Below are 25978 nucleotides of genomic sequence, written 5' to 3' on the forward strand. Positions count from 1 at the left end.
CAAGCGGGCTTCCGTCATCAAGCGACAGCGCGTGTATCCCAAGGAAGACGCGAACAACATGCAAGCCCGTAAACGCGCAGGTCGAAAGCAAGCCTTTCCAGACCTGCGTCGGGGTATGCGGTCACTTCATTTTTAGGGGAGGTACGAATGAAATCTTTATTTGAAAAGGAAGAACGGTACTGGAGCGGCAAGTTTGACGCAGATGATAGCCTGAGCTTCCTTCCATACAGTCAATCCTCCAAATTATTCGAGGGCGGGGAATCTGCGGCTGAGCCGGACTTGCTTCACCGTACTCTGCCGAGCGAACTCTCGGAGAGAATCATTGGCCTCGCCAGCGGTTCGGATTTGGCTCTGTACATGATTGTTTTGGCAGGAGTCAAAAGCCTGCTGTTCAAATATACCGGGCGGGACCAAGTGCTTGTCGGCATGCCTTCGTATAGCGCAGACCAGGGCGAGACGCCGCCGCATGACATCTTGGTGATCAAGACATCGGTAAGCAGCCAGACTACGCTGAAAACGCTGCTTGGGGGCATCAAAGGCTCCATCGGCGAGGCGCTGGGGCATCAGCACCTGCCTTTTCGAAAAATGGTGGAGCAGCTCCATCTGAGCTATACGGGGCATGGCCTCCCGGTCGTCAACACCATCGCATCCTTCGCCCCGATTCATCCGGGACCGCTGGGTAACCGTGTGGCGGCTGATACCGTTTTTCGCTTCGACCGCCAAAACCACTCCATCGAGCTGGAAATAAGCTTTGACGGACAGCGGTACGAGCGGGCATTTATGGAGCAGGCGGCCGACCATCTTGTTCGTTTGCTGTCCATGCTTTTATTTCAGCCAGATCTGGAGTTTGGACAAGTCGATATGCTGTTCCCAGTCGAGAGGGAGATGCTGCTCAAGGGATTTAATGACACCGAAACCGAGTTCGAGCGGGGGAAAACGATTCATGGCTTGTTCGAAGAACAGGCGGAGCATCGCCCGGATAACTTGGCCGTCGTCATGAACGAGCGGCAATTGACCTACCGCGAGCTGAACGAGCGATCCAACCGCCTTGCGCGGAAGCTGCGGGAAAAAGGAGTAGAAGCAGACCAGCTGGTAGCGATTCTGGTCGAACGCTCGCTTGATATGGTCGTCGGCATTCTGGCAATTCTTAAAGCGGGCGGAGCCTTCGTGCCTGTCGATCCCGACTACCCGGAGGAGCGCATCCGCTTCATTATCGAGGATTCAGGCGCACCGTTATTGCTGATTCAAAAACATCTGCACGAGAAGACAAACTTTGAAGGAACACGCCTTGAATTAGACGATTTTGTTTGGGGCGATAGCGGGGCGGAATCCACTGGTGTGCTGGATGCTTCGAATCTGGAGCCGGCCAGCGGTCCGAATGATCTGGCTTATGTCATCTATACATCAGGTACGACGGGCAAACCCAAAGGGGTCATGCTGGAGCATCGTGGTTTGGTCAGCTTGAAGCTGATGTTCGCGGACAGACTGGGCATCACGGAGCATGACCGGATCGTTCAATTCGCCAGCCTGTCATTCGACGCGTCCTGCTGGGAAGTGTTCAAAGCGCTCTATTTTGGCGCGACTTTGTACATCCCGACGGCCGAGACGATTCTCGACAACCGCCTGTTCGAGAGTTATATGAACGAGCATGCGATTACGGCGGCGATTTTGCCTCCGACGTACAGCGCATATTTGAACCCGGACCGCCTTCCCAGCTTAACGAAGCTTGTAACGGGAGGTTCGGCGGTATCGGCCGAATTTGTGCAGCAGTGGAAGGAGAAGGTCCACTATTTCAATGCTTACGGGCCTACCGAAGCTTCGATTGTTACGACGCTTTGGGATGCGGTTGAGCAGCAGCCGGAGCGCAGAGTTATTCCGATCGGGCGCCCGCTGTCCAATCACCGGATTTTCATTTTGGATGCCCACCTGCAGCTTGTGCCTCCTGGAGTGGACGGAGAGCTGTGCGTGGCAGGCGTGGGGCTTGCGAGAGGTTACCTGAACCAACCGGAGCTGACGGCAGAGAAGTTTGTGGAACATCCGTTTGCGCCGGGAGAACGCCTTTACCGGACGGGAGATCTCGCCCGCTGGCTGTCGGACGGCAACATCGAATACCGGGGGCGGATCGATCATCAGGTGAAAATCCGCGGCTACCGGATCGAAATCGGCGAGATTGAAGAGCAGCTGCTGAAGATCGCCGCCATGCAAGAAGCGGTGGTGCTCGCCCGCGACGACGCAAACGGCCATAAGCAGCTTGTTGCTTATTACGTTGCGGAAACGAGGCTGGCGGCGCATGAACTCAAGGAGCAGCTCGCCAAGCAACTTCCGAGATATATGATTCCTTCGTACCTCGTGCAGCTTTCGCGGATGCCGCTGACTCCGAACGGGAAAATCGACCGCAAAGCGCTACCCGCGCCAGAGGAAGCCGCCACTGGAAGAACGGAATATGTCGCGCCGAGAACGCTGCTCGAGATGAAGATTGTCCGTGTCTGGCAGGATACACTTGGCATTCCACAGGTTGGCGTAAAGGATAACTTTTTTGAGCTGGGAGGCAATTCCTTAAGTCTGATTAGGCTCGTTCAAGCCGTTTACGATGAAACGGGCATCGAGATACCGCTGAATCGCCAATTCCATCATGTAACCGTTGAAGCCATGGCTTTTGGAGAGGAGGATCTGGGTCTGGATAAAGGGGGAGACTCCTTCATTAAGCTAAATAAAACAGGGGATCTGAACGTGTTCTGCTTCCCTCCAGGCAGCGGCTTCGGCATCGGTTACCGAGAGCTTGCAAGCAGACTAGACGGCCGATTCGTGCTTTACGGCATTGATTTTATCGACGATGTCATCGATTACGAGGCCATGCTGAACCGTTATGTGGATGAGATTGTTCGTATCCAGCCTGAAGGACCTTACGTGTTGCTCGGTTACTGCTTCGGAGGCAACCTGACGTTCGAGGTAGCCAAATCGATGGAAAGAAGAGGGTACTCCGTAACGGACATGCTCATGGTGGACTCGTGGATTAAGGACACACTCACACCTTATGAAACGTCTGAGAAAGAGCTTGAAGAGATGCTTGCGGATTTCGACGAAGAAGAGAAGGAATTAATGAGCAATCCGCTCGTGCGGGAGCGTGTTCATCGGAAGATCAAAGCCACATTGACGTACGAAGCGCAGCTTATTAATTCAGGAACGATAACTGCCCGGATTTACGAACTGATTGCGAAGGACAGTGAAGCGTTCCGCCTGGAGCACCAGTTGCCGTCTTGGCAGAGGGCAACGACGCAAGCTTACGCCGATTACCGGCTGGAGGGCGCACACGAGGAGTTACTGGAACTCGCGCGCGTGGACGAAACGGCCGTTGTCATCCGTGACATCTTAGTGCAAATCAAGCAGCAGATCGAAGCGGAGGCAGGGGTCCTGCATGGGAGCTGACCGGCAGACGTCTGTTCAAGGACAAGGCACAGCGGCGCCTTCCAAGCGCCGAACCGCTTATGCCACCTGGAAAGCGTTCCGCTGGCTGATGTCCTATGTAAGCCGTCACAAAGGCTGGATGATCGTCGGTATCCTGTCCGCAATTGCCGCCGCGGTTATTGAGATATGGACGGGACGTTTGGTCGAGCAGTTGACCACACAGGCCGAGAATGGGGCGGGGCCTATCGTTCTGCAGATCGTGTACACGGTCTTTGTGGTCATCTTGATCGGTGTGCCGGCGAAGTTTTTCATGAGCTTTGGTGTGGAGCGAAGCAGTGCCTCTGCGGTGCAGGATATCCGCAACCATGTCATGCGTCATATCGGCAAACTCCCGGTCCCCTATTTGGAAAAGCAGCACTCCGGCGACGTGTTGTCGCGGATCAACAACGATCTGCAGCTCATCCAGCAATTTATGATTCGGGACCTCGCCCAGTGGTTTTATCATCCGCTATTATTTATCGGCTGTTTCGCTTATTTGATGTATCTCCAATGGGAGCTGATGCTGTACAGCCTGCTGTTATTTCCCGTAGCACTGCTGGTTTCCCAATGGATCGGCAAGCAGTTGGAACAGTTGACGGAGGAAGCCCAGGCGAACATGGGCCGAATGAACGTCAACCTCCAGGATACGCTTGGGGGGATGCCTATTGTAAAAAGCTACCTGCTATCCGGTATGTTATCTCGCTCCTACCAAGTGCTGCTACAATTGACGGCTCAAAAAAAGCTGGCCGTGAAAAAGCGGGAAGCCTGGGTCAACCCGCTGCTTTCTACGCTGATGATTAGCCCGATCATTTTCGCCGTCAGTTACGGAAGCTATTTGATCTACAACGGGCAGCTAGGCGCGGGAGAACTGATCGCCTTCCTGTACTTGCTTAATCTGTGTCTGGAGCCGCTGGAGCATATTCCCGAGCTCATCACGCGCACGTTCGAAATGACCGGTGCCCTGAGAAGGGTCTCCGAAATCGTCGAGCAGCCGACCGAAATGGAAAATGGCCGTTTGATTCCAAAAGCGAGCGCCGCCCCCATCCAGTTTCAGAACGTAACCTTCGGGTATGAAGAGAGTTCCCCGATTCTGCGGAATGTTAGCTTCTCGGTGCCGGAAGGCAAGACGATTGCACTTGTCGGAGCGAGCGGCGGAGGGAAGAGTACGGTGTTTAAGCTGGTATGCGGCTTTTATCCACTTCCGGAGGATCAGGGCGAGATCCGCGTGTTCGGAAGCCTGATCCACGGTGCAGATCCGGAGCAGCTTCGGTCGCATTTTTCCGTGGTAACCCAAGATTCATATTTGTTTAGCGGTACGATCGCCGAAAATATCGGCTATGGGCGGCAAGAAGCGTCGATGGACGAGATTATCGAAGCCGCCAAAGCCGCTCAGGCTCATTCTTTCATTATGCAGCTTGAGGACGGTTACCAGACGTATGTCGGAGAGCGCGGCGGGTTTTTGTCCGGTGGGCAACGCCAGCGCATTGCAATGGCTCGGGCGTTCCTGAAGGATGCTCCCGTTCTGCTGTTGGACGAGCCCACATCGGCACTTGATCCAGAGTCGGAAAGCGCGGTTCAGGAAGCGTTGGGCGTATTGATGAAGAAGAGAACGACCATGGTTATTGCCCACCGGCTTTCTACGGTACAAAACGCCGATGAAATTTGGGTTATGGAACAAGGAAGTATTGTCGAAAAGGGCACTCATGAACAATTACTCGAGAGGAAGGGACTGTACGCCCAGTCGTATTACCAGGAGTTTACCGAGTCTGCCGAACGCAGGGAGGTGTCGTACACATGAAAAAGGGCGGAAGGCTATCACAAGTGAAAGAACTAGGCTACTTGCTGACGTTTATGAACCGCAAGCGCAAAACCCAGTACGCGATTGGCCTTGCTGTAACGGCGCTCACCCAGACATTGTTTCTGATCGCCTTCAGCTTGGTCGTACATAACTTGGTTGATTTCGCCGTGTCCCGAGATACGTCCCTGATGGTAGAAGCTTTTGTTATTTTGGGCGCGGCCCTGTTCCTGGAAAATATAATTTCTCCCTGGTTCATTTACTTATACCAGCGCAGTGTCGAGCTGACTGTGCTGAATATCCGCAAACGTCTTTATGACAAGCTGTGCCGGGTGCGGCCGAGATTCCTGGAGCAGAACCACCATGGGGACTTGCTGTCGCGAGTGAACAACGACGTAACGACCGTTGAGTTTACATTCTCGCAGGTTTACTTCGTTTTGCTGCTTCAAGTTGTCTTCTGCATCGGCTCCATTGTCTCTATGGCGGTGATTGATTGGCGGTTTGCTGGCGTATCCTTCGTCATTCTGCTGCTGTCCTCTCTGGTCAGCCTGAAATTTGCACGGGATATCCGCGCTTTGTCCGAACAAGGCTTGCGTACGCTCGGTAAAATGACCGAAAAATTTAAAGATTTTATGGGCGGCATTCAAATTGTGAAGCTGTTTCGCATCCGCACGATTTACGGCCAGTACGAGGCGTTGAACGAGCAAATGACGCAAACGCTTCGGCAAACGGCGAAAAAGAACGGTATGCAGGCTGCGGTGAACCATTTTATCAGCTACGTCACGTTCTGCGGCATCATCGTCATCGGCAGTCTTCTTTATGCTTACGGATTGATGGGAATGGGAAGTGTCGCCGCTCTGGCAGTTTTGCAAGTGAATCTGACGCACGCCTTGTTGAACCTGGGGATGGTTCTGTCGATGACCCAAAATTCGCTCGCGGGTGCTCACCGGATTCAAGAGGTACTAAGCGAGGAAGAGGAACCGGAGCGTTTGGGATCTTCTCATAGCGAGCTTGTATCGGAGGCTGCGGTGGAGTTTCGCGATGTGGAATTTTCCTATCAGGCAGATAAAAAGGTACTTGTCGACATGTCCATGCAAGTGTTTCCTGGTCAGGTCGCTGCGATCGTAGGAGCCAGCGGCAGCGGCAAAAGTACACTGATCAAGCTGCTGCTCGGTTTTTATCCTGTGGACAGCGGAGATATCCTGCTCCAGGGCAAACCGTTCGGACATTACACGCTGGACGAAATCCGCAGGCAGATTGCATACGTTCCGCAGGAGCCGTTTTTGTTTACCGGCACGATTGAGGAAAATATCCGTTATGGAAACCCAGATGCAACGGATGAAGAAGTGGTTGAAGCGGCCAAAGCGGCGTACGCTCACCATTTTATTCAGGAACTTTCTGAACAGTATAAAACGCCGGTGGGAGAGAGAGGAGCGTCGTTGTCAGGCGGACAAAGGCAGCGAATTGCGATCGCCCGGGCGATTCTCAAAAACGCCCCGATTCTCCTGTTGGACGAAGCGACTTCTGCATTGGATAACGAATCCCAGCATTGGGTACAGCAAGCCCTGAACGTATTGATGAAGGGACGCACCACCATTCTGATTGCCCACCGTCTCAGCACTGTGGAACATGCGGATTTGATTACGGTCATGAATCAAGGAACGGTCGTGGAACGAGGCCGCCATCAGGACCTGCTGGCGCTCGGAGGTTATTACGCGCGGCTGTACGGCTAGACCCACTTTACGGCGGGCGGCTTCCTGCTGATATCTAGTTACAAAGCCTATCTACAAACAATCTCTAATACGGGAGTGTGTCGATGTGAGAGAGAATACGAACAAGCAATATGGATTAACGCAAGCCCAGCGCCGGATATGGTTCATGGAAATTATGAATCCGGGCACATCCATCACGATGCTTTCCGCGACCTACCAGATTACGGGCGAGATCGACACCAAGCTGCTGGAGAAAGCAGCGGCAGAGATTGTCAAAACCTATGACGCTTTCCGAATCCGCATTAGCGGGGATTTGCAAAATCCAACGCAGTGGTTCGAAGAGCCAGAGAATGTCCAAGCCAAGATAAGCCACCTCGAAATAGGCACAACCGAACAATTCTATGCTTGGGTGAAAGAAGTAACCGAAAAACCGGCCAGCGTGTTCGACGAACACCTCTATCAATTTACGATGATCCATTTTGCGAACGGCCAAGTATGGCTTAATTTGACTATAAATCATATCATCGCCGATGGCTTGTCCGTCACTGCTTTGCTGCATGCGGTGATGGAAAAATACCTGGAACTGCGCAATGGCATCTTCAGCAGTTACCAGGCCCCATCCTATCTGGATTATATTTCAACTGAGCATGAATATGAGCAATCGCAGCGTTATCAAAAAGGCAAGGAATATTGGCTAACCAAGTACAAGACTTTGCCTGAAACGAGCGGCATTAAATCGGTTCCGCCATTCTCGATTGGCAGCGAATCGAATAAACGTTCCATCACTTTGGATGGTTCCCGGTATGACCGCATTCTGGCTTTTAGCGAACAATATCAGGTTAGTTTATATACGTTATTTTTGTCCGCCATGTACGTCTTATTGTATAAGCTGACCGACAGCACCGATGTTCCAGTCGGCACGGTTTTTGCCAATCGCACCAGCAAGAAGGAAAAAGAAACGATCGGTATGTTCGTCAGCACCGTGGCTACGCGGATTAGTCTGAATCCAGTTGGGTCCGTGCTTTCCTTGATCCAAACGGTTTCCAAGGAAAATACGGCGGATCTGCGGCATCAGAAATATCCTTATAACCAATTGATTCAGGATTTACGCGAACAACACGGCCGCAACGATCTTTCGGAGTTGTTCCGCACGTCTCTGGAATATCTGCCTTTGAAAATCGTGGAGTACGAAGAAATCAAGGTACGTCTGGAGGCTCACTTTGCTAGACACGAGATGGACGATCTACTGCTGCGCTTCGACCATATGCTGAATGAAGGCCATGTCATTCTCCATGCTTCCTATCGTACCGGCCTGTTCGAGACGACCGAGATTGATCGCATTATGGAACAGTATGTAACCGTTTTGGACCAGTTTCTTGAGACTCCCGAACTGCGGGTGCGCGAGATTTCTCTGTTGAGCGATGAGGAGAGACACCGTATTCTGGAGGTGTTTAACCTGCCGGTGGAAGCACTGAGCGAGGGAATAGCGTTTCATCGGTATGTCGAAAAGTTTGCCCGAGACATTCCGGATCACCCGGCAGTTGTTTACATGGACAAAAAGCTGACTTACGGCGAATTGAACAAACGCGCTGAGCGGCTGGCTGCGCTCCTTCGTGAACAGGGCGTGGGAAGGGAGACGATTACGGGGATCTGGGCAGAGCGTTCGGTGGAACTTCTGGTCGGTGTGCTCGCCGTATGGAAAGCCGGCGGAGCTTATGTACCGCTGGACCCCGATTATCCTGCGGAGCGGATTGAGTACATGCTCAGCGATAGCGAAGCATCGGTGCTGCTTACGCAGCGTCATCTGTTGGAGGGGGCCGGAGGTTGGCTGGCCGATGATCGGCTGAAGCTTCAAGCTGTCTATGCGATGGACGATGAACAGATGTATAACGGGGATACCTCAGCCGTGGAATTTGAATCTGCTGACAGTGCCCCGCAAGACTTGGCTTATGTGATTTACACCTCCGGTACGACGGGACGCCCAAAAGGCGTCATGATCGAGCATGGTAGTCTCATGAATACGGCGGATGCGTACCGCCGCGAGTACCGGTTGGATCAGTTCCCGGTGCGGTTGTTGCAACTGGCGAGCTTCTCGTTTGACGTGTTCGTTGGAGACATCGCGCGGACGCTGTATAACGGAGGAACGATGGTAATTGTGCCAAAGGATGACCGGATTGATCCGAACCGCTTATACGGCTGGATTCGGGACCAAAACATTACGGTATTTGAATCGACGCCTGCGCTTATCCTGCCGTTCATGCAGCATATTTATGAAGAAGGGCTGGACGTCAGCTCCATGCATTTGCTGATTACCAGCTCGGATGCTTGCAGTGTCACCGATTACCGATTGCTGCAGGAAAGATTCGGCGGACAATTCCGCATCATCAACAGCTACGGCGTTACCGAAGCGGCCATTGACAGCAGCTTTTACGATGAGCCGCTGGACAAGCTGCCATCGTTGGGTCATGTGCCGATCGGCAAAGCCTGGCTGAACGCCCGGTTTTACATTGTAGATGCCGGGTTAAAGCCGGTTCCTGTAGGGATTCCGGGGGAGCTTGTCATCGGCGGCGCCGGGGTGGCGCGCGGGTATTGGAACCGTCCGGACCTAACCAGCGAGAAGTTTGCAGACAGCCCGTTTGTGCCTGGAGAACGTCTGTATCGGACAGGAGATTTGGCCCGCTGGCTGGAAGACGGCAACGTTGACTTCATCGGCCGGATCGACTATCAGGTGAAAATTCGCGGGTTCCGGATCGAACTCGGCGAAATTGAAACGGCCCTGCTCAGTTTCCCGGGGGTCAAGCAGGCTGTGGTGACTGACCGTACGGATGAGCAGGGGCAAAAGTATTTGTGCGGTTACGTGGCGGGGGATGTTTCCTTGCAACTGAGCGATCTGCTGTCCCAATTGAAACAAGAGCTGCCTGCGCATATGGTTCCGGCCCGGTTGGTGTCTCTTGATCAGCTTCCGCTCACACCGAATGGCAAGATTGACCGTAAAGCGCTACCTGAGCCGACCGGAGAGATAGAAGCCGGCCGTGAGTATGTGGCTCCTCGCACAACGCTGGAAACAAGACTTGCTCTTATTTGGCAGCAGGTGCTGGGTATTGCGCGAGTTGGAGTCCAAGACGATTTCTTTGACCTGGGTGGTCATTCCTTGCGGGCCTCCGCGCTTGTTTCCAAGATTCGAAAAGAGCTACAAGTCGAGGTTCCGCTGCGGGACGTTTTCCGCTACACCACGATCGAGCAGCTTGCCCAAAGAATTAGCGGTTTAAAGCAGCAGGAAACGTATGAGATTACAAAGGCGGCAGAGACCGAGTACTATCCGGTTTCATCCGAGCAAAAGCGTCTGTACGTCCTGCGCCAGCTTGACGCGGCCGAGCGTAGCTACAATATGTCCGCGGCGCTTCTTCTCAAAGGCAAGCTGGACTGCACGCGCGTAGAGTACGCATTCCGGGCGTTGATTCAGCGCCATGAGACGCTGCGTACCGGGATCGAGCAGGTTCAAGGCGAGCTTGTGCAGCGCATCTATGACGAGGTGGAGTTTGCTGTAGATTATTTCCAGGCGAGCGAGCGAGAAGTGGACCAAGTGGTGGAAGCATACTATCACCCGTTTGATCTGACCAAGCCGCCACTTCTTCGCATCGGCCTGATCGAAGTCGCCGAGGATCGCCACATCCTGTTGTTCGATATGCACCATATCGTCTCGGATGGCATCTCGACAGCGTTGCTTTTCGACGAGTTCAGCCGCCTGTATCGGGGCGAGGAGCTGGCTCCGTTGCGTATTCAATACAAAGATTATGCCGTTTGGCAGCATTCCGAAGCCTACGGGCAGTTGATCCAGCCGCAGAAGGAGTACTGGCTGGAACAGCTGTCGGGCGAGCTGCCTGTATTGGAACTGCCGACGGATTTCCCGCGGCCTGCGGTGCAAAGTTTTGACGGCCGGACCGTGAAGTTTGATATTGGGAAAGAACGGACGGAGAAGCTGAAAGAACTGGCCGCACGGACGGGCACGACCCTGTACATGGTGCTGTTGTCTGCTTACTCGATCCTTATGCATAAATATTCGGGTCAGGAAGATCTGATCGTGGGAACGCCGATTGCCGGAAGAACGCAGGAAGAAGTGCAGCCAATCGTAGGTATGTTTATCAACACGCTTGCCATTCGCAGCCATCCGGAGCGTTCCAAGCCGTACCTCAAGTACCTGGAAGAAATGAAGGAAATCACACTCGGGGCTTTTGAACACCAAAATTATTTGTTCGAAGATTTGGTAGAAAGTCTTCCCATTCCGCGCGCGACCGGCCGGAATCCGCTCTTTGATACGTTCTTCTCCCTGCAAAATACGGAGAATGAGCAAATTGTCATCGAGGGGCTGGAGCAATCGTTTTATCCGTTGGAAAACCGAACGTCTAAGTTCGAGCTGCTTCTGGACATTTCGGAACTGGATGGCCAGCTCGAATGCCGGTTGGAGTACGCTACGGCTTTGTATAAACAGGAGACCGCGGAGCGGTTCGCCAGACATTATGACAAGCTACTCGAAACTATCGCAACAGCGCCGGAAGGGGATATTGCTTCGCTGGAAATGCTAACGGAGCAGGAAATCCGTGAACTGGTGCGCGGTTTTAATGATTCGGAGGCAGACTACCCGCGTCAGCAGACGATTCATGGCTTGTTCGAAGAGCAGGCGAAGCTTTATCCGGATAACGTGGCCGCCGTCATGAATGAGCGGCAGTTGAGCTACCACGAACTGAACGAGCGATCCAACCGCCTTGCGCGTAAGCTGCGGGAGACAGGAGTCGAAGCGGATCAGTTGGTAGCGATTCTGGCCGAACGTTCGCTTGATATGGTCGTCGGCATTCTAGCGATTCTCAAAGCGGGTGGAGCCTACGTGCCTGTCGATCCCGACTACCCGGAGGAACGCATACGCTTCATGATTGAGGATTCGGGCGCACCGTTATTGCTGATTCAAAGGCATTTGCATGAGAAGACCGACTTTGCAGGAACGCGCCTTGAATTGGACGATTTCGTTTGGGGCGACAAAGGGGCGGACTCCGCTGGTGCGCTGGACGCTTCGAATTTGGAGCCAATTTCTGGCCCGGGTAACTTGGCTTATGTCATCTACACATCGGGAACGACCGGCAAACCAAAAGGCACGTTGATTGAGCATAAAAACGTCGTACGCCTTTTGTTCAACGACAAGAACCTGTTCGACTTTGGGCCGTCTGATACGTGGACGTTATTCCACTCGTTCTGCTTCGATTTCTCCGTCTGGGAGATGTACGGGGCACTTCTGAATGGAGGAAAGCTGGTTATCGTACCGCCGCTTACGGCGAAAAATCCGGCCGAGTTCCTGGCACTGCTGAGCCGCGAACAGGTCACGATTTTGAACCAGACGCCAACATATTTCTACCAACTGCTGCGTGAGGTTTTAGCGGACCATCCGTACAATCTGAGGATTCGCAACGTCATCTTTGGCGGCGAAGCACTCAGCCCGCTGTTGCTCAAGGGTTTCAAGACGAAGTACCCGGAGACAAAGCTGATCAATATGTACGGTATTACCGAAACGACGGTTCACGTGACGTATAAGGAAATTACATGGATCGAGATGGAGGCGGCAAAGAGTAATATCGGCAAGCCGATCCCGACGCTGAGCGTGTATGTTCTGGATGAAAACCGTCGTCCTGTTCCTATCGGAGTAGCAGGCGAAATGTACGTGGCCGGTGAAGGCCTGGCAAGAGGATACCTGAATCGACCGGATTTGACGGCGGAAAAGTTCGTTGATTCCCCGTTTGCGGAGGGGGAAAAACTGTATCGCTCAGGCGACTTGGCGGCCTGGCTGCCGGACGGCAACATTGAATACCTCGGCCGGATCGACCATCAGGTCAAAATCCGTGGGTACCGGATCGAGCTGGACGAAATCGAGACGCAACTTCTGAACGTGGAGGGCGTGGAAGAAGCGGTGGTGCTCGCCCGTCAGGACAACGAGGGAGAGAAGGCACTTGTTGCCTACTTTGTTGCAGACCGGACGCTGACAGTCAGCGAAATGAGAACCTCGCTGGCACAGGGAATGCCGGGATACATGATCCCGTCGTATTTCGTGCAGCTGGAGCGCATGCCGCTGACGTCTAACGGCAAAGTGGACCGCAAAGCGCTGACGGAGCCGCAAGGTAGCCTGCAAACGGGCGTCGAATACGTAGCTCCTCGTAACCTTACGGAGTCCCAGCTTGTGAAGATCTGGGAGGAAGTGCTGGGCAACTCCGGCATTGGAGTCCTGGACAATTTCTTTGAGCTCGGAGGGCATTCCTTGCGGGCGACAAACCTTGTCAGCAAGATTCGGAAGGAAATGAACGTTGAACTTCCGCTGCGCGATGTGTTCCGCTATATGACGGTAGAATCGATGGCAGAGGCTATTGCCAGCTTGAAAGAAACACGGCACAGCTCGATTCCAAAAGCGGAAGAGAAAGCGTACTATCCAGTTTCCTCTGCGCAAAAAAGGCTGTTTGTCCTGCACCAGCTAGATAGCTCGGAGCTGAATTACAACATCCCGAGCGCCTTGCAATTGAAAGGGACTTTGAACGAGGCCAAAGTGGAAAAGGCGCTGACTACTTTGGTGGCCCGGCACGATATGCTGCGCACCGGTTTCGAAATCGTGAATGGAGAGCCGGTTCAGCGTATTCATCCGCTCGTAGATTTCAAGGTCGAGAAGCTTCAAGCAAGCAAAGATCAGGTCGCGGCCATTCTGGAAGGTTTCATTCAGCCTTTTGACTTGACCCAGCCGCCTTTGCTGCGCGCCCTGCTGATCATACTTGAGAAAGAGAAATTCCTGCTTGCGCTGGATATGCATCATATTGGTTCCGACGGTCTTTCCATGGACGTGCTGCTACGCGAATTTGTGGGGCTTTACAATGGGGAAGAATTGCCGGAGCTACGGATTCAATACAAGGATTACGCCGTTTGGCAGCAATCCGACGAGCAATGTCAGCGTATCAAACGGCAGGAGGAATACTGGCGCGGGGTATTCAGCTCCGAGCTTCCGGTTCTTGAGCTGCCTCTTGACTTTTCCCGCCCAGCCGTCCGGCAGTTTGACGGTCAAACGCTCACGTTCGCGCTGGATGCGGATAAAAGCGAAGCTCTAAAACGGCTTGCCGGAGATTCGGGGGCGACGCTGTACATGCTTCTTCTGGCTGCTTACTCCGTATTGCTTCATAAATACGCGGGACAGGAAGATATCGTAGTCGGCACTCCGATTGCCGCTCGTTCTCACGCCGACCTGCAACCAATTATCGGCATGTTTGTCAATACGCTGGCCCTTCGCTTGGGTCCGACGGCAGAGCAGACGTTCCTGGATTACTTGCAGAATGTGAAGGAAACGACGCTTGGAGCCTACGAGCACCAGGACTATCCGTTCGAGGAGCTGGTAGAAGCGCTTCAGGTGAGCCGGAATTTAAGCCGGAATCCGCTGTTTGACACCATGTTTTCTTTGCAAAAGCACGAAAGCCTGGATTTAGCCCTGGAAGGCTTGCAATGGTCGCTGTTTGACATCGAGGAAAAGAGAGCAAAGTTTGATCTTAGCCTGGATATCGTGGAAGAGGGTAACGAGCTGGTTTGCAAGATCGAGTACGCTACCTCGTTGTTTAGACAGGAAACGATGGTACGGCTGGCGGGTCATTACGAGCAGCTTTTGGCATCGATCCTGGCTCAGCCGGGTGCGAGGATCTCGGATTTGAATATTTTGAAGGACAGCGAAAAGCATGATTTGCTGGTCGGGTTTGCCGTGTCGTCTTCGGCTCTGGCGAAGCAATCCGCCTCAGAGGGTCCAGGCTTGGAAGCGGATGAGTCGTGGAGAGAGAGAACGATCCACGAGCTGTTCGAGGAGCAAGCAGAGCGAACGCCGGAGCAGGTGGCCGTTGTCTATGAGGACAGCCGCCTGACTTACCGGGAGTTGAACGAGCGGGCGAACCGGCTGGCGCGATCCTTGCGTGCCTCTGGCGCGCAGGCCGATCAGCCGATCGCGATCATGGCCGAGCGCTCGCTGGAGATGATCGTAGGCATCTATGCGATCTTGAAGGCCGGGGGCGCCTACGTGCCGATCGACCCGCAATTCCCGCAGGAGCGCATCCGCTACATGCTCGAAGATTCGGGCGCTAGGCTGCTGCTGATTCAGAGCCATTTGCGGGAAAGCGCGTCATTTGCCGGGACCGAGCCACTTGGTGGTCTATCGCTCATCGATCTGAACGATCCATCCGCGTATGACGAAAACGGCTCGAATCTGGAACCGGCCAGCGGACCGGAGCATCTGGCCTACGTCATTTACACATCGGGCTCGACAGGCAAGCCCAAAGGCGTCATGGTGGAGCACCGTCCGGTGATCAACCGGCTGCTGTGGATGCAGAATGCATACCCGATCGACTCCAGGGATACGATTCTGCAAAAGACGGCGATCACCTTCGACGTTTCCGTGTGGGAGCTGTTTTGGTGGGCTTGGACGGGGGCCAAAGTTTGCTTGCTGCCGCCGGGCGGAGAGAAGAATCCCGAGACGATTCTGGATACGATCGAACGGCAAGCCGTCACCACGATGCACTTCGTGCCGTCGATGCTGCACGCCTTCCTCGAATATGTCGAGCGTCAGCCGAGCGAAGATCTGGGTAACAAGCTGTCTTCGCTGAAACGGGTGTTTGCAAGCGGGGAAGCGCTGGCGACGTCGCATGTGAGCCGGTTCTGGCAGTGGATTTCGTCATCCGTGAATCAAGCGCAGCTGATCAACCTTTATGGGCCTACGGAAGCGACGGTTGATGTCTCGTACTACGATTGCGGACCGGAAGAGGCGTATGTATCGGTGCCGATCGGCAAGCCGATCTCGAACATCCGGCTGCATATTGTCAAGGAAGGGACGACAGCGCTGCAGCCGATCGGCGTGCCGGGCGAGTTGTGCATCGCGGGCGAAGGTCTGGCTAGAGGCTACTTGAACCGTCCCGAGCTGACCGCGGAGAAATTCGTAGAGTGTCCGTTCGCGCCGGGCGGGCGGATGTACCGGACGGGCGATCTGGCCAGATGGCTGCCGGACGGCAACATCGAGTATATGGGCCGGATCGACCATCAGGTGAAAATCCGCGGGTACCGGATCGAACTCGGCGAGGTGGAGGCGCAGGTCCTGAAAGCGGCGTCCGTACAAGAGGGGGTTGTCATCGCCAGAGAGGACGAAGCCGGTCAGAAGCAGCTCTGCGCGTACTTCGTGGCGGACAAGCCGCTTGCGGCGAGCGAGCTGCGAAGCGCGCTGGCGGAGGATCTGCCTGCGTACATGATTCCGTCCTACTTCGTGCAGCTGGAGCGGATGCCCCTCACACACAGCGGGAAGCTTGACCGCAAGGCGCTGCCCGCACCGGAAAGCAGTATGCTCGTTGGAACGGAATACGTGGCGCCCCGGACGGCGGCGGAGCAGACGTTGGTTGCGGTGTGGCAAAAGGTGCTGGGAACGGGTCGTCCGATCGGCGTGATGGACAATTTCTTCGAACTAGGCGGGGATTCAATTAAATCGATCCAGGTGTCGTCCAGGCTACATCAGGCCGGGTACAAGCTGGAAATTAAGCATTTGTTCAAATATCCGACCGTAGCGGAATTAAGCCCGTATCTCCAGTCGGTCTTAAGACGCGCCGATCAGGGGGCAGCTACGGGAGAGACGGGGCTGACGCCGATTCAGCGCTGGTTCTTCGAGCAGTTGTTCGCCGAGCTGCACCACTTTAACCAGGCGGTGATGCTGTACCGGGAGGAAGGCTATGACGAAGCGGCGCTTCGTCAGGCCGTGCGGAAGCTGGCCGAGCATCACGATGCGCTGCGCCTCGTCTTCAGCTGGACCGAGAGCGGGTATGCGGCATGGAACCGGGCCATCGAGGAAAGTGACGGCGAGCTCTACACCCTAGAAGTGATCGATTTCCGCGGAATGACGGACTGCGCGCAGGCGATCGAAGCCAAGGCGAACGAGCTTCAGCGCAGCATTGACCTGCAGGCAGGGCCCTTGCTGAAGCTCGGCTTGTTCCGTTGTGCGGATGGAGATCATCTGCTGATCGCGATCCACCACTTGGTCGTAGACGGCGTATCCTGGCGGATTCTGCTTGAGGATTTTGCTGCCGGCTATGAGCAGGCGCTGCAAGGGAAGCTGATCCGTCTGCCGCTCAAAACGGACTCATTCCAAACGTGGGCGAAACAGCTCGCTGATTATGCGAACGGTCCGGCGATGGAAAGCGAGAGAGCGTATTGGCAGCATATCGAGCAATTGACCTATGAGCCGCTTCCGAAAGATTTTGAACAAGGCAGATCCAAGCTGAAGGACAGCGGGGTCGTGACCGTCCGCTGGACGGCGGAGGAAACCGAACAGCTGCTGAAGCAGGCACACCGTGCTTACCATACGGAAATGAACGATTTGCTACTTGCTGCGCTGGGCCTCTCAGTACAAGCTTGGAGCGGTCAAGAACGCGTGCTGGTGAATCTCGAAGGCCACGGCCGGGAAGAACTTTTGCCAGATGTGGACATTACACGCACGGTAGGCTGGTTCACAAGCCAATTCCCTGTTGTTCTGGAGCCGGGCCACGCTCAGGCACTCGGTCATCAGGTGAAACAGGTGAAAGAAAACTTGCGCCGCATTCCGAACAAAGGAATCGGCTACGGCATTCAGCGTTATTTGTCGGCGCCGCGTGACGGAGAGCGCTTCGTTTTGGAGCCGGAGATCAGTTTTAACTATCTGGGTCAGTTCGACCAGGATTACGAAAGCAGCGGCTCGCAGCCGTCTCCGTTCAGTCCGGGCTCCGATTCAAGCCCGAATGCTGTGATGAATTATGTCCTCGATATCAACGGTATGGTGTCGGAAGGCATGTTGGAACTCACGATCCGTTATGGGGAAACCCAGTATCAACGGGAGACGGTTGAGCGCTTGGGCACCCTGCTTCAATCGAGCTTGCGTGAAGTCATCAGGCATTGCGTATCGAAAGAGCGGCCGGAACTTACGCCTAGTGACGTACTGCTTCAAGATGTAACGGTGGAGGAACTGGAGCGGCTGTCCGAACATACGGCGGCACTCGGCGAACTGGAGAATGTATACACCCTGACTCCGCTGCAAAAAGGGATGTTGTTCCACAGCTTGCTGGATGCCGATTCGGAAGCCTACTTCGAACAGGTGACCTTCGATCTGTATGGAAGCCTGAATGTGGAAGCCTTCACCCGCGGATTGGATACGCTGGTACAGCGAAATGAGGCGCTGCGGACCAATTTTATTACCGGCTGGAGAGACGAGCCGATTCAAGTGGTATTCCGCGAGCGGAAGTGTGAAGTGTACTTTGAAGATATTCGCTCGGCAAGAGATGAACACCCGGAGAAGACGATAGCCGATTTTGTTAGCGCGGATAAAGCGAACAAGTTCGATTTGGCCCAAGGCTCTCTGATGCGCGTTACAGTTTTGCGTACGGGCGACGAGTCCTACCAAGTGATCTGGAGTCACCATCACATTTTGTTGGACGGCTGGTGCATGTCCTTAATGATCAAGGAAGTGTTCGACACCTACTTCGCGTTCCAGGAGCAACGGACGCTGGAGCTTCCTCCGGTTACCTCATACTCTCGGTATATCGAATGGCTGGAAGCTCAAGATGCCGCAAAAGCTTCGCGTTACTGGTCCGAGTATTTGGCGGGTTATGATCAGCAGACCAAGCTGCCTCGGGAGAAAACAGGGCTGAAGCAGGGCGCTTTTGAAGCAGCTGAGATCGATGTGGAACTCAGCAAGGAACTGACTGGGCAAATCGAGCGGGTGGCGCGCCAGCATCAGGTGACGCTTAATACATTTATGCAGACCGTATGGGGACTGGTTCTGCAGGTATACAACAACAGCGATGATGTTGTATTTGGCTCCGTTGTATCCGGGCGTCCAGCGGAGATTCCGGGTATCGAAAGCATGATCGGTCTGTTTATTAATACGATCCCCGTCCGTATTCAAGGCAAAGCCGAGGAGACGGTAGCCGATATTTTGAGAAAAACCCAGGATCAAGCGCTGACATCGGGAGCTTACGAAACGTTCCCACTCTTCGAAATTCAGTCGCTTAGCGAGCAAAAGAGCGACTTGATCAACCATATTATGGTCTTTGAAAATTATCCGATGGAAGAACAGATTGAGCAGGTTGTCGGCGGAGGACAAGAAGCGCTGAAAATCGCTAATATCCAATCGCCGGAACAAACGAACTACGATCTGGACATTACCGTCATTCCGGAAGAGCATATTTTGCTGCGGTTTACGTACAATACACTGACATTCAGAGAGCAAGACATCAGGCAGATCCACGGTCATTTTGCCCGTGCATTGGAGCAGGTTGCGGCTAATCCGAATGTTCGTGTACATGAGTTAGAGCTTTTGACGGCGGCGGAAAAAGAAGAAATTGTCGGTGTGTTTAATCCGGTGCAGCCGGAAGTGGCTCCTGTGGCAGCGTTCCATCGACTGTTCGAGGAACAGGCGGAACGCACGCCGGAAGCGGAGGCCATCGTATACGAGAACGATCGGCTGACGTATGCGGAGCTGAACGAGCGGGCGAACCGCCTGTCGACCACGCTACGTGCAAGCGGAATAGGCCGGGAGACCATCGTTGGCATTCTCGCCGAGCGTTCGGTCGATTTGCTGGTGGCCGTGATGGCCGTCTGGAAAGCGGGCGGGGCGTATGTACCGCTTGACCCGGATTATCCGGCGGACCGCGTGCGGTTCATGCTGGAAGACAGCGGAGCGAAGGTACTGCTGACACAAACGCTGCTGCGAGAGCGTGCCGAATCCTGGCTCGGCGAAGAGGAACTAGCACTGGAGAAGGTGCTGTATCTCGATGACGAAACGTCATACAGCGAAGACCGAGCGAATGCACCAATGGACTTCGGCCAAGGCTCCAGCATGGTTTCAGGTCTGATCTCCAGCGAGCTGACGGGTGCTGTGAACGACCGTAATGAGAGCCATCCAAATGATGTTGATGTTGTCGGTATGGGCAGCTTCCATGAAGCCCGTCCTGAGGACTTGGCGTATGTCATCTACACGTCGGGAACGACGGGCAAGCCAAAAGGCGTGATGATCGAGCACCGCAGCCTGGTGAACACGGCAGCGGGTTACCGACGGGAATACCGGATGGATCAGTTTCCGGTAAGGCTGTTGCAGCTCGCCAGCTTCTCGTTCGACGTGTTTGTGGGCGATATCGCGCGGACGCTGTACAACGGAGGGACCATGGTGATTGTACCGAAGGACGACCGGATTGATCCGTCTCGTCTGCACTACTGGATAGAGCGGGAGCAAGTGTCGATCTTTGAATCAACGCCGGCACTGATCGTGCCGTTTATGGAATACGTGCATGAGCAGGGGCTAGAGTTAAGTAGTATGGAGTTGTTGATTACAAGCTCAGACAGTTGCAGTGTGGCGGAATACCGAACCTTACAGGAACGGTTTGGCTCGTCGTTCCGCATTATTAACGCCTACGGTGTGACGGAAGCGGCAATTGACTCCAGTTTCTATGATGAGGAGTTGGCGAAACTGCCACAAACAGGCCATGTTCCGATTGGCAAAGCGTGGTTGAATGCGAAGTTTTACATCGTGGATGCACATCTGAACCCGGTGCCAGTCGGCGTGCTGGGCGAATTGGTTATCGGCGGAGTCAGTGTGGCGCGCGGGTATTTGAACCGTCCAGAGCTGACGGAAGAGAAGTTTGTAGACAGTCCTTTCACCGCTGGTGAGCGGTTGTATCGCACGGGAGACTTGGCGAGGTGGATGGAGGATGGCAACGTGGACTTCATCGGCCGGATCGATAACCAGGCGAAAATCCGGGGTTACCGGATCGAGACGGGCGAAGTCGAAGCAAAGCTGCTGAGTGTAGGTGGCGTGAAGGAAGCGGTCGTTGTTGTCAGGGAAGATCAAGAAGGGCAGAAAGCGTTGTGCGCTTATTATACAGTGGAAGAAGGCTTGACGGCGGCAGATTTGAAACGGGCGATCTCCAGCGAGCTACCGGGATACATGATTCCATCGTATTTCGTTGAACTGGAGCAATTGCCTCTAACGCCAAATGGGAAAATTGACCGGAAGGCGCTGCCAGCGCCGGAAGGGGGAGCAGGAGGAGGCCGCGAATACGTGGCACCGCGCACCGAACTGGAGGCAAAGCTGGCCGCCATTTGGCAGGAGGTACTTGTTCGGGATAAGGCGGTAGGCGTAACGGACAACTTCTTCGACCTCGGAGGACACTCCCTGCGGGCGACAACACTTGTCAGCAAAATGCATAAGGAGCTGGGCGCCCAATTCCCGCTTCGCGACGTATTCCGCTACTCGACAGTTGAGGAAATGGCTGTGGCTATGGAGCATTTGGAGATCGGCTCGTTTATGGCTATTCCGGCTGCGGAACCTAGCGAGTATTATCCGCTCTCTTCTGCGCAGAAACGTCTCTATATCTTGAACCAGCTGGAAGGAGGCGAGCTGAGCTACAATATACCGGGAGCTATGCTGCTCGAAGGGCAGCTCAACCGGCAGCGGTTTGAAGAAGCATTCCGCGGGCTTGTAGCTCGTCATGAAACGCTGCGTACCAGCTTTGAGATGGTTGAGGGCGAAGCGGTTCAGCGGATTTACGAAGAAGTCACCTTCCAGGTGGAATATGTGCAGATCAGCGGGGAGCAGGCGGAAGAAACGGTGCGCCAATTTGTTCGTGCGTTTGATCTAGCGAAGCCTCCACTTCTGCGGGTGGGCATTGCCGAACTCGCGCCGGACCGGCACATCCTGATGTTCGATACACATCATATCGTATCGGACGGCGTTTCAATGGACGTACTGATCGAAGAGTTTGTGCACTTGTACAGCGGGGAGCCGCTCAAGCCACTCCGCATTCAGTACAAAGATTATGCAGTATGGCAGCAATCGGACGAGCAGAAAACTCAGCTTGCCAAGCAGGAAGCCTACTGGATTGACATGTTCCGCGGAGAACTGCCAGTTCTGGAAATGCCGACGGACTATCCGCGCCCGGCTATGCAGAGCTATGAGGGCCGCACGCTGCAATTGTTTATGAATATTGAGAAAAGCGAAGGTCTGAAACGGCTTGCAGCTGAAAACGGCGCAACGCTTTACATGGTTTTGCTTGCGGCATATAACGTGCTTCTGCATAAATATTCAGGTCAGGAAGACGTGGTGGTAGGTACGCCGATTGCGGGCAGAAATCATAGCGACGTTCAACCGCTGATAGGGATGTTCGTTAATACTTTGGCCATCCGAAGTTACCCGGCTGCCGGTAAAACGTTCCTTGACTACTTGAAGGAGATCAAGGAGACAACGCTGAGTGCTTTTGAACATCAGAATTATCCGTTTGAGGAACTGGTGGATAAGGTAAACGTGGCTCGTGATTTACGCCGTCATCCACTGTTTGATACGATGTTTGCTTTGCAGAATACAGAAAACGTGGAAATCCAGCTTCCGGGACTGCATCTGTCGACGTATGCCAGCGAAGAAATTGTTTCCAAATTCGATCTCAGCTTGGACGTTACGGAGATTGAGGACGGCTTGGAATATCTGTTTGAATACGCCACGGCTCTATATAAAACCGAAACGGTGGAGAAGTTGGCTGTCCACTACTTGCAGTTGCTTGAATCCATTCTCCGCAACCCTTCAGCGACGATTTCCGAGTTGGATATTTTGACACTAGCGGAAAAAGAAGAAATTGTCGGCGCGTTTAACCCGGCGCAACCGGAACAGGCTCCTATGGCAGCGTTCCATCGACTGTTCGAGGAACAGGCCGAACACACGCCGGAAGCTGAAGCTGTCGTTTACGAACACGATCGGCTGACGTATGCGGAGCTGAACGAGCGGGCGAACCGCCTGTCGGCCACGTTGCGCACAAGCGGCATCGGCCGGGAGTCAATCGTCGGCATTCTCGCCGAGCGTTCGGTGGACCTGTTGGTGGCCGTGCTGGCCGTCTGGAAAGCAGGCGGGGCGTATGTACCCCTTGACCCGGATTATCCGGCGGACCGTGTGCGGTTCATGCTCGAAGACAGCGGAGCGAAGGTGCTGCTGACACAAACGCCGCTGCGAGAGCGTGCCGAAGCCTGGCTCGGTGAAGAGGAACTGGCACTGGCGACGGTGCTGTATCTCGACGACGAAACGTCATACAGCGAGGAACGAAGCAATGTGTCAATGGACTTTGGCCAAGGCTCCAACAGTGCTCCCGATCGAGTCAACGGCAAGCTAACGGGGGCTGTGAACGGTGGTGGCGAGAGTCATCCGAATGATGTTGATGTTGTCGGTAGGGACAGCTTCTCTGAAGCCCGTCCGGAGGATCTGGCGTACGTCATCTACACGTCGGGAACGACGGGCAAGCCAAAAGGCGTGATGATCGAGCATCGCAGCCTAGTGAACACGGCAGCGGGCTACCGACGGGAATACCGGTTGGATCAGTTCCCGGTGCGACTGCTGCAACTCGCAAGCTTCTCGTTTGATGTTTTCGTGGGCGATATCGCACGCACGTTGTATAACGGAGGCACAATGGTCATTGTACCGAAGGACGACCGGATTGATCCGTCTCGTCTGCACCACTGGATAGAGCAGGAGCAAGTGACGATCTTTGAATCAACACCAGCACTGATCGTGCCGTTTATGGAATACGTGCATGAGCAGAGGCTAAAGTTAAGCGGTATGGAGCTGTTGATCACAAGCTCGGACAGCTGCAGTGTAGCGGATTACCGTACCTTGCAGGAGCGGTTTGGCTCGTCGTTCCGCATCATTAACGCCTATGGTGTGACGGAAGCGGCAATCGACTCGAGTTTCTATGACGAAGAATTGGCGAAACTGCCGCAGACAGGCCATGTGCCGATTGGCAAAGCGTGGTTGAATGCGAAGTTTTACATCGTGGATGCACATCTGAATCCCGTACCCGTCGGTGTGCTGGGCGAGCTGGTCATCGGCGGCGTTGGCGTAGCACGTGGGTACTTGAACCGTCCAGAGCTGACGGAAGAGAAGTTTGTAGATAGCCCTTTCACCGCGGGTGAGCGGTTATATCGCACGGGAGATTTGGCGAGGTGGATGGAGGACGGAAACGTGGATTTCATCGGCCGGATCGACAATCAAGCGAAAATCCGGGGCTACCGGATCGAAACGGGTGAGATTGAGTCGCAGCTGCTGCGGGTGGTAGGTATACGCGAAGCGGTGGTGCTGGTTCGAAGTGATGCGAACGGTCAAAAGGCGCTGTGCGCCTACTACACAACGGATATCGAACTGACGGCGGCCGACCTGAAACGAGCGATCTCCAGCGAGCTGCCAGGTTACATGATCCCGTCGTACTTTGTGGAGCTGGAGCATTTACCTCTGACACCAAACGGGAAAATCGACCGGAAAGCGCTGCCGACGCCGGAAGAGGGAGCAAGTGCAGGACGCGAATACGTGGCGCCGCGCACCGATCTGGAGACGAAACTGGTCTCCATCTGGCAGGACGTGCTTGGGTCAGTTACGATTGGTGTGACGGACAACTTCTTCGACCTCGGCGGTCACTCGTTGAGGGCGACGACGCTGGTCAGCAAGGTGCACAAGGAGCTGCACGTGGACCTGCCACTGCGCGATGTATTCCGGTACTCGACTATTGAAGCGATGGCTGAAGTGATTAGCCGATTGGAGCAGCAGGAGTTCCTTTCCATTCCGGTTCTGGATAAAAGGGAGTATTATCCGCTTTCCTCTGTGCAAAAGCGGCTGTACATCCAGCAGCAGATGGAAGGCGCCGAGCTTAACTACAACATGTCCGGCATGACGGTTCTTGTCGGGCGCTTGGATCAGAATCAATTCGAGGCGGCGCTCCAAGGATTAATCGCTCGTCACGAAGTTTTGCGAACCGGCTTCGAAATGGTCGACGGCGAACCGGTACAACGGATTTATTCGGACTTGGAGTTTGCCGTCGAGTATACACAGGCGACGGAAAGTGAAACGAAAACCATTGCGGATGCCTTTGTACGTGTCTTTGATTTGGAGAGGCCGCCGCTGCTGCGTGTGGGCTTAGTTGAATGGGAAGCGGAACGTCATCTGCTTATGCTGGACATTCATCATATCGTCACGGATGGCATGTCGATGGGTATCTTTATCGAAGAGCTGCTACGCCTATATAACGGTGAGACGCTGGAACCGCTTCGGATTCAATACAAGGAATTTGCCACTTGGCAGCAGTCCGAACCTGTAAAAGAACGGCTGAAACGCCAGGAAGCCTACTGGCTGGACATGCTGGAAGGTGAACTGCCAACGCTTGAGCTACCTACGGACTTTGTCAGACCTGCCGCTCGCAGCTTTGAGGGAGATGTGCTGCCTTTCAGTATCGACAAGCAGATGACGGACAACTTGCAGCGCATTGCCGATGAGAACGGTGCTACCCTATATATGGTGTTATCGGCGGCCTATTCAATCCTGCTCAGCAAGTACTCGGGACAAGAAGACTTCATTGTAGGCACACCGGTTTCAGGCCGCACACATGCCGACCTGGAGCCGCTCATCGGAATGTTTGTCAACACGTTGGCGATTCGTCATTATCCATCCAGGGAGAAGACATTCCTTGTTTACTTGAACGAAGTCAAAGAAACGATGCTGGGGGCCTACGACCACCAGGATTATCCGTTTGAAGAGCTTGTGAAAAAGCTGCAGGTGCCGCGAGATCAAAGCCGCAATCCTGTATTTGATGTCATGTTTGCGCTGGAAACGAAGGAAGATAACGTTCAAAGCTTCGGGGATATCCAGATCGAATCTTATCCGGAAACGCATGCGGTTTCTCAATTTGATCTTACCTTGGTCATTTCGTTGCTGGATGAGGGAATGAACGGGCAGTTTGAATATGCGACGAAGTTGTTTACGCGAAATCTGATCGACAATTTCGCTCAGGACCTGCTCGTGATCATCACCCAAATTGGCGAACAGCCTTCGTTGCTGCTCAAGGATATTTCCCTGAACGGGCAATCCGAACAGGAGCAAGATGAGCTAGAGGCTATTGATATTATTTTCTAATTATTAGAAGTTATTTCCAATCGTTGC

Annotated in this window: 4 protein-coding genes; all 4 read left to right on the top strand. The window is 54.1% G+C overall.

What is annotated here, in order from left to right:
• Positions 1–147: 147 nt before the first annotated feature.
• The 4 genes from MHI01_RS22695 to MHI01_RS22710 all read left to right on the top strand — a co-directional run bounded on the left by MHI01_RS22695 (position 148) and on the right by MHI01_RS22710 (position 25951).
• Complete coding sequence (locus MHI01_RS22695; protein ID WP_340984169.1) at positions 148–3426, top strand: non-ribosomal peptide synthetase; 3279 nt, start codon at positions 148–150, stop codon at positions 3424–3426.
• Positions 3416–5242 (top strand): ABC transporter ATP-binding protein, encoded by a 1827-nt coding sequence (locus tag MHI01_RS22700; RefSeq protein ID WP_340984170.1) that lies wholly within the window; start codon positions 3416–3418, stop codon positions 5240–5242. The genes MHI01_RS22695 and MHI01_RS22700 overlap by 11 nt, the downstream gene beginning before the upstream one ends.
• Entirely contained in the window at positions 5239–6972 is a 1734-nt protein-coding gene (locus MHI01_RS22705) for an ABC transporter ATP-binding protein (protein ID WP_340984171.1), read from the top strand. Before MHI01_RS22700 ends, MHI01_RS22705 begins: the two co-directional genes overlap by 4 nt.
• 85 nt (positions 6973–7057) lie before the next feature.
• Positions 7058–25951 carry a non-ribosomal peptide synthase/polyketide synthase gene (locus MHI01_RS22710; protein ID WP_340984173.1) on the top strand — a complete coding sequence of 6298 codons (18894 nt, stop codon included), beginning with the start codon at positions 7058–7060 and terminating at the stop codon, positions 25949–25951.
• The last annotated feature ends 27 nt before the right edge of the window (positions 25952–25978 follow it).

The organism is Paenibacillus sp. FSL M7-0656, from assembly GCF_038003225.1.
GTDB lineage: Bacteria > Bacillota > Bacilli > Paenibacillales > Paenibacillaceae > Paenibacillus > Paenibacillus amylolyticus.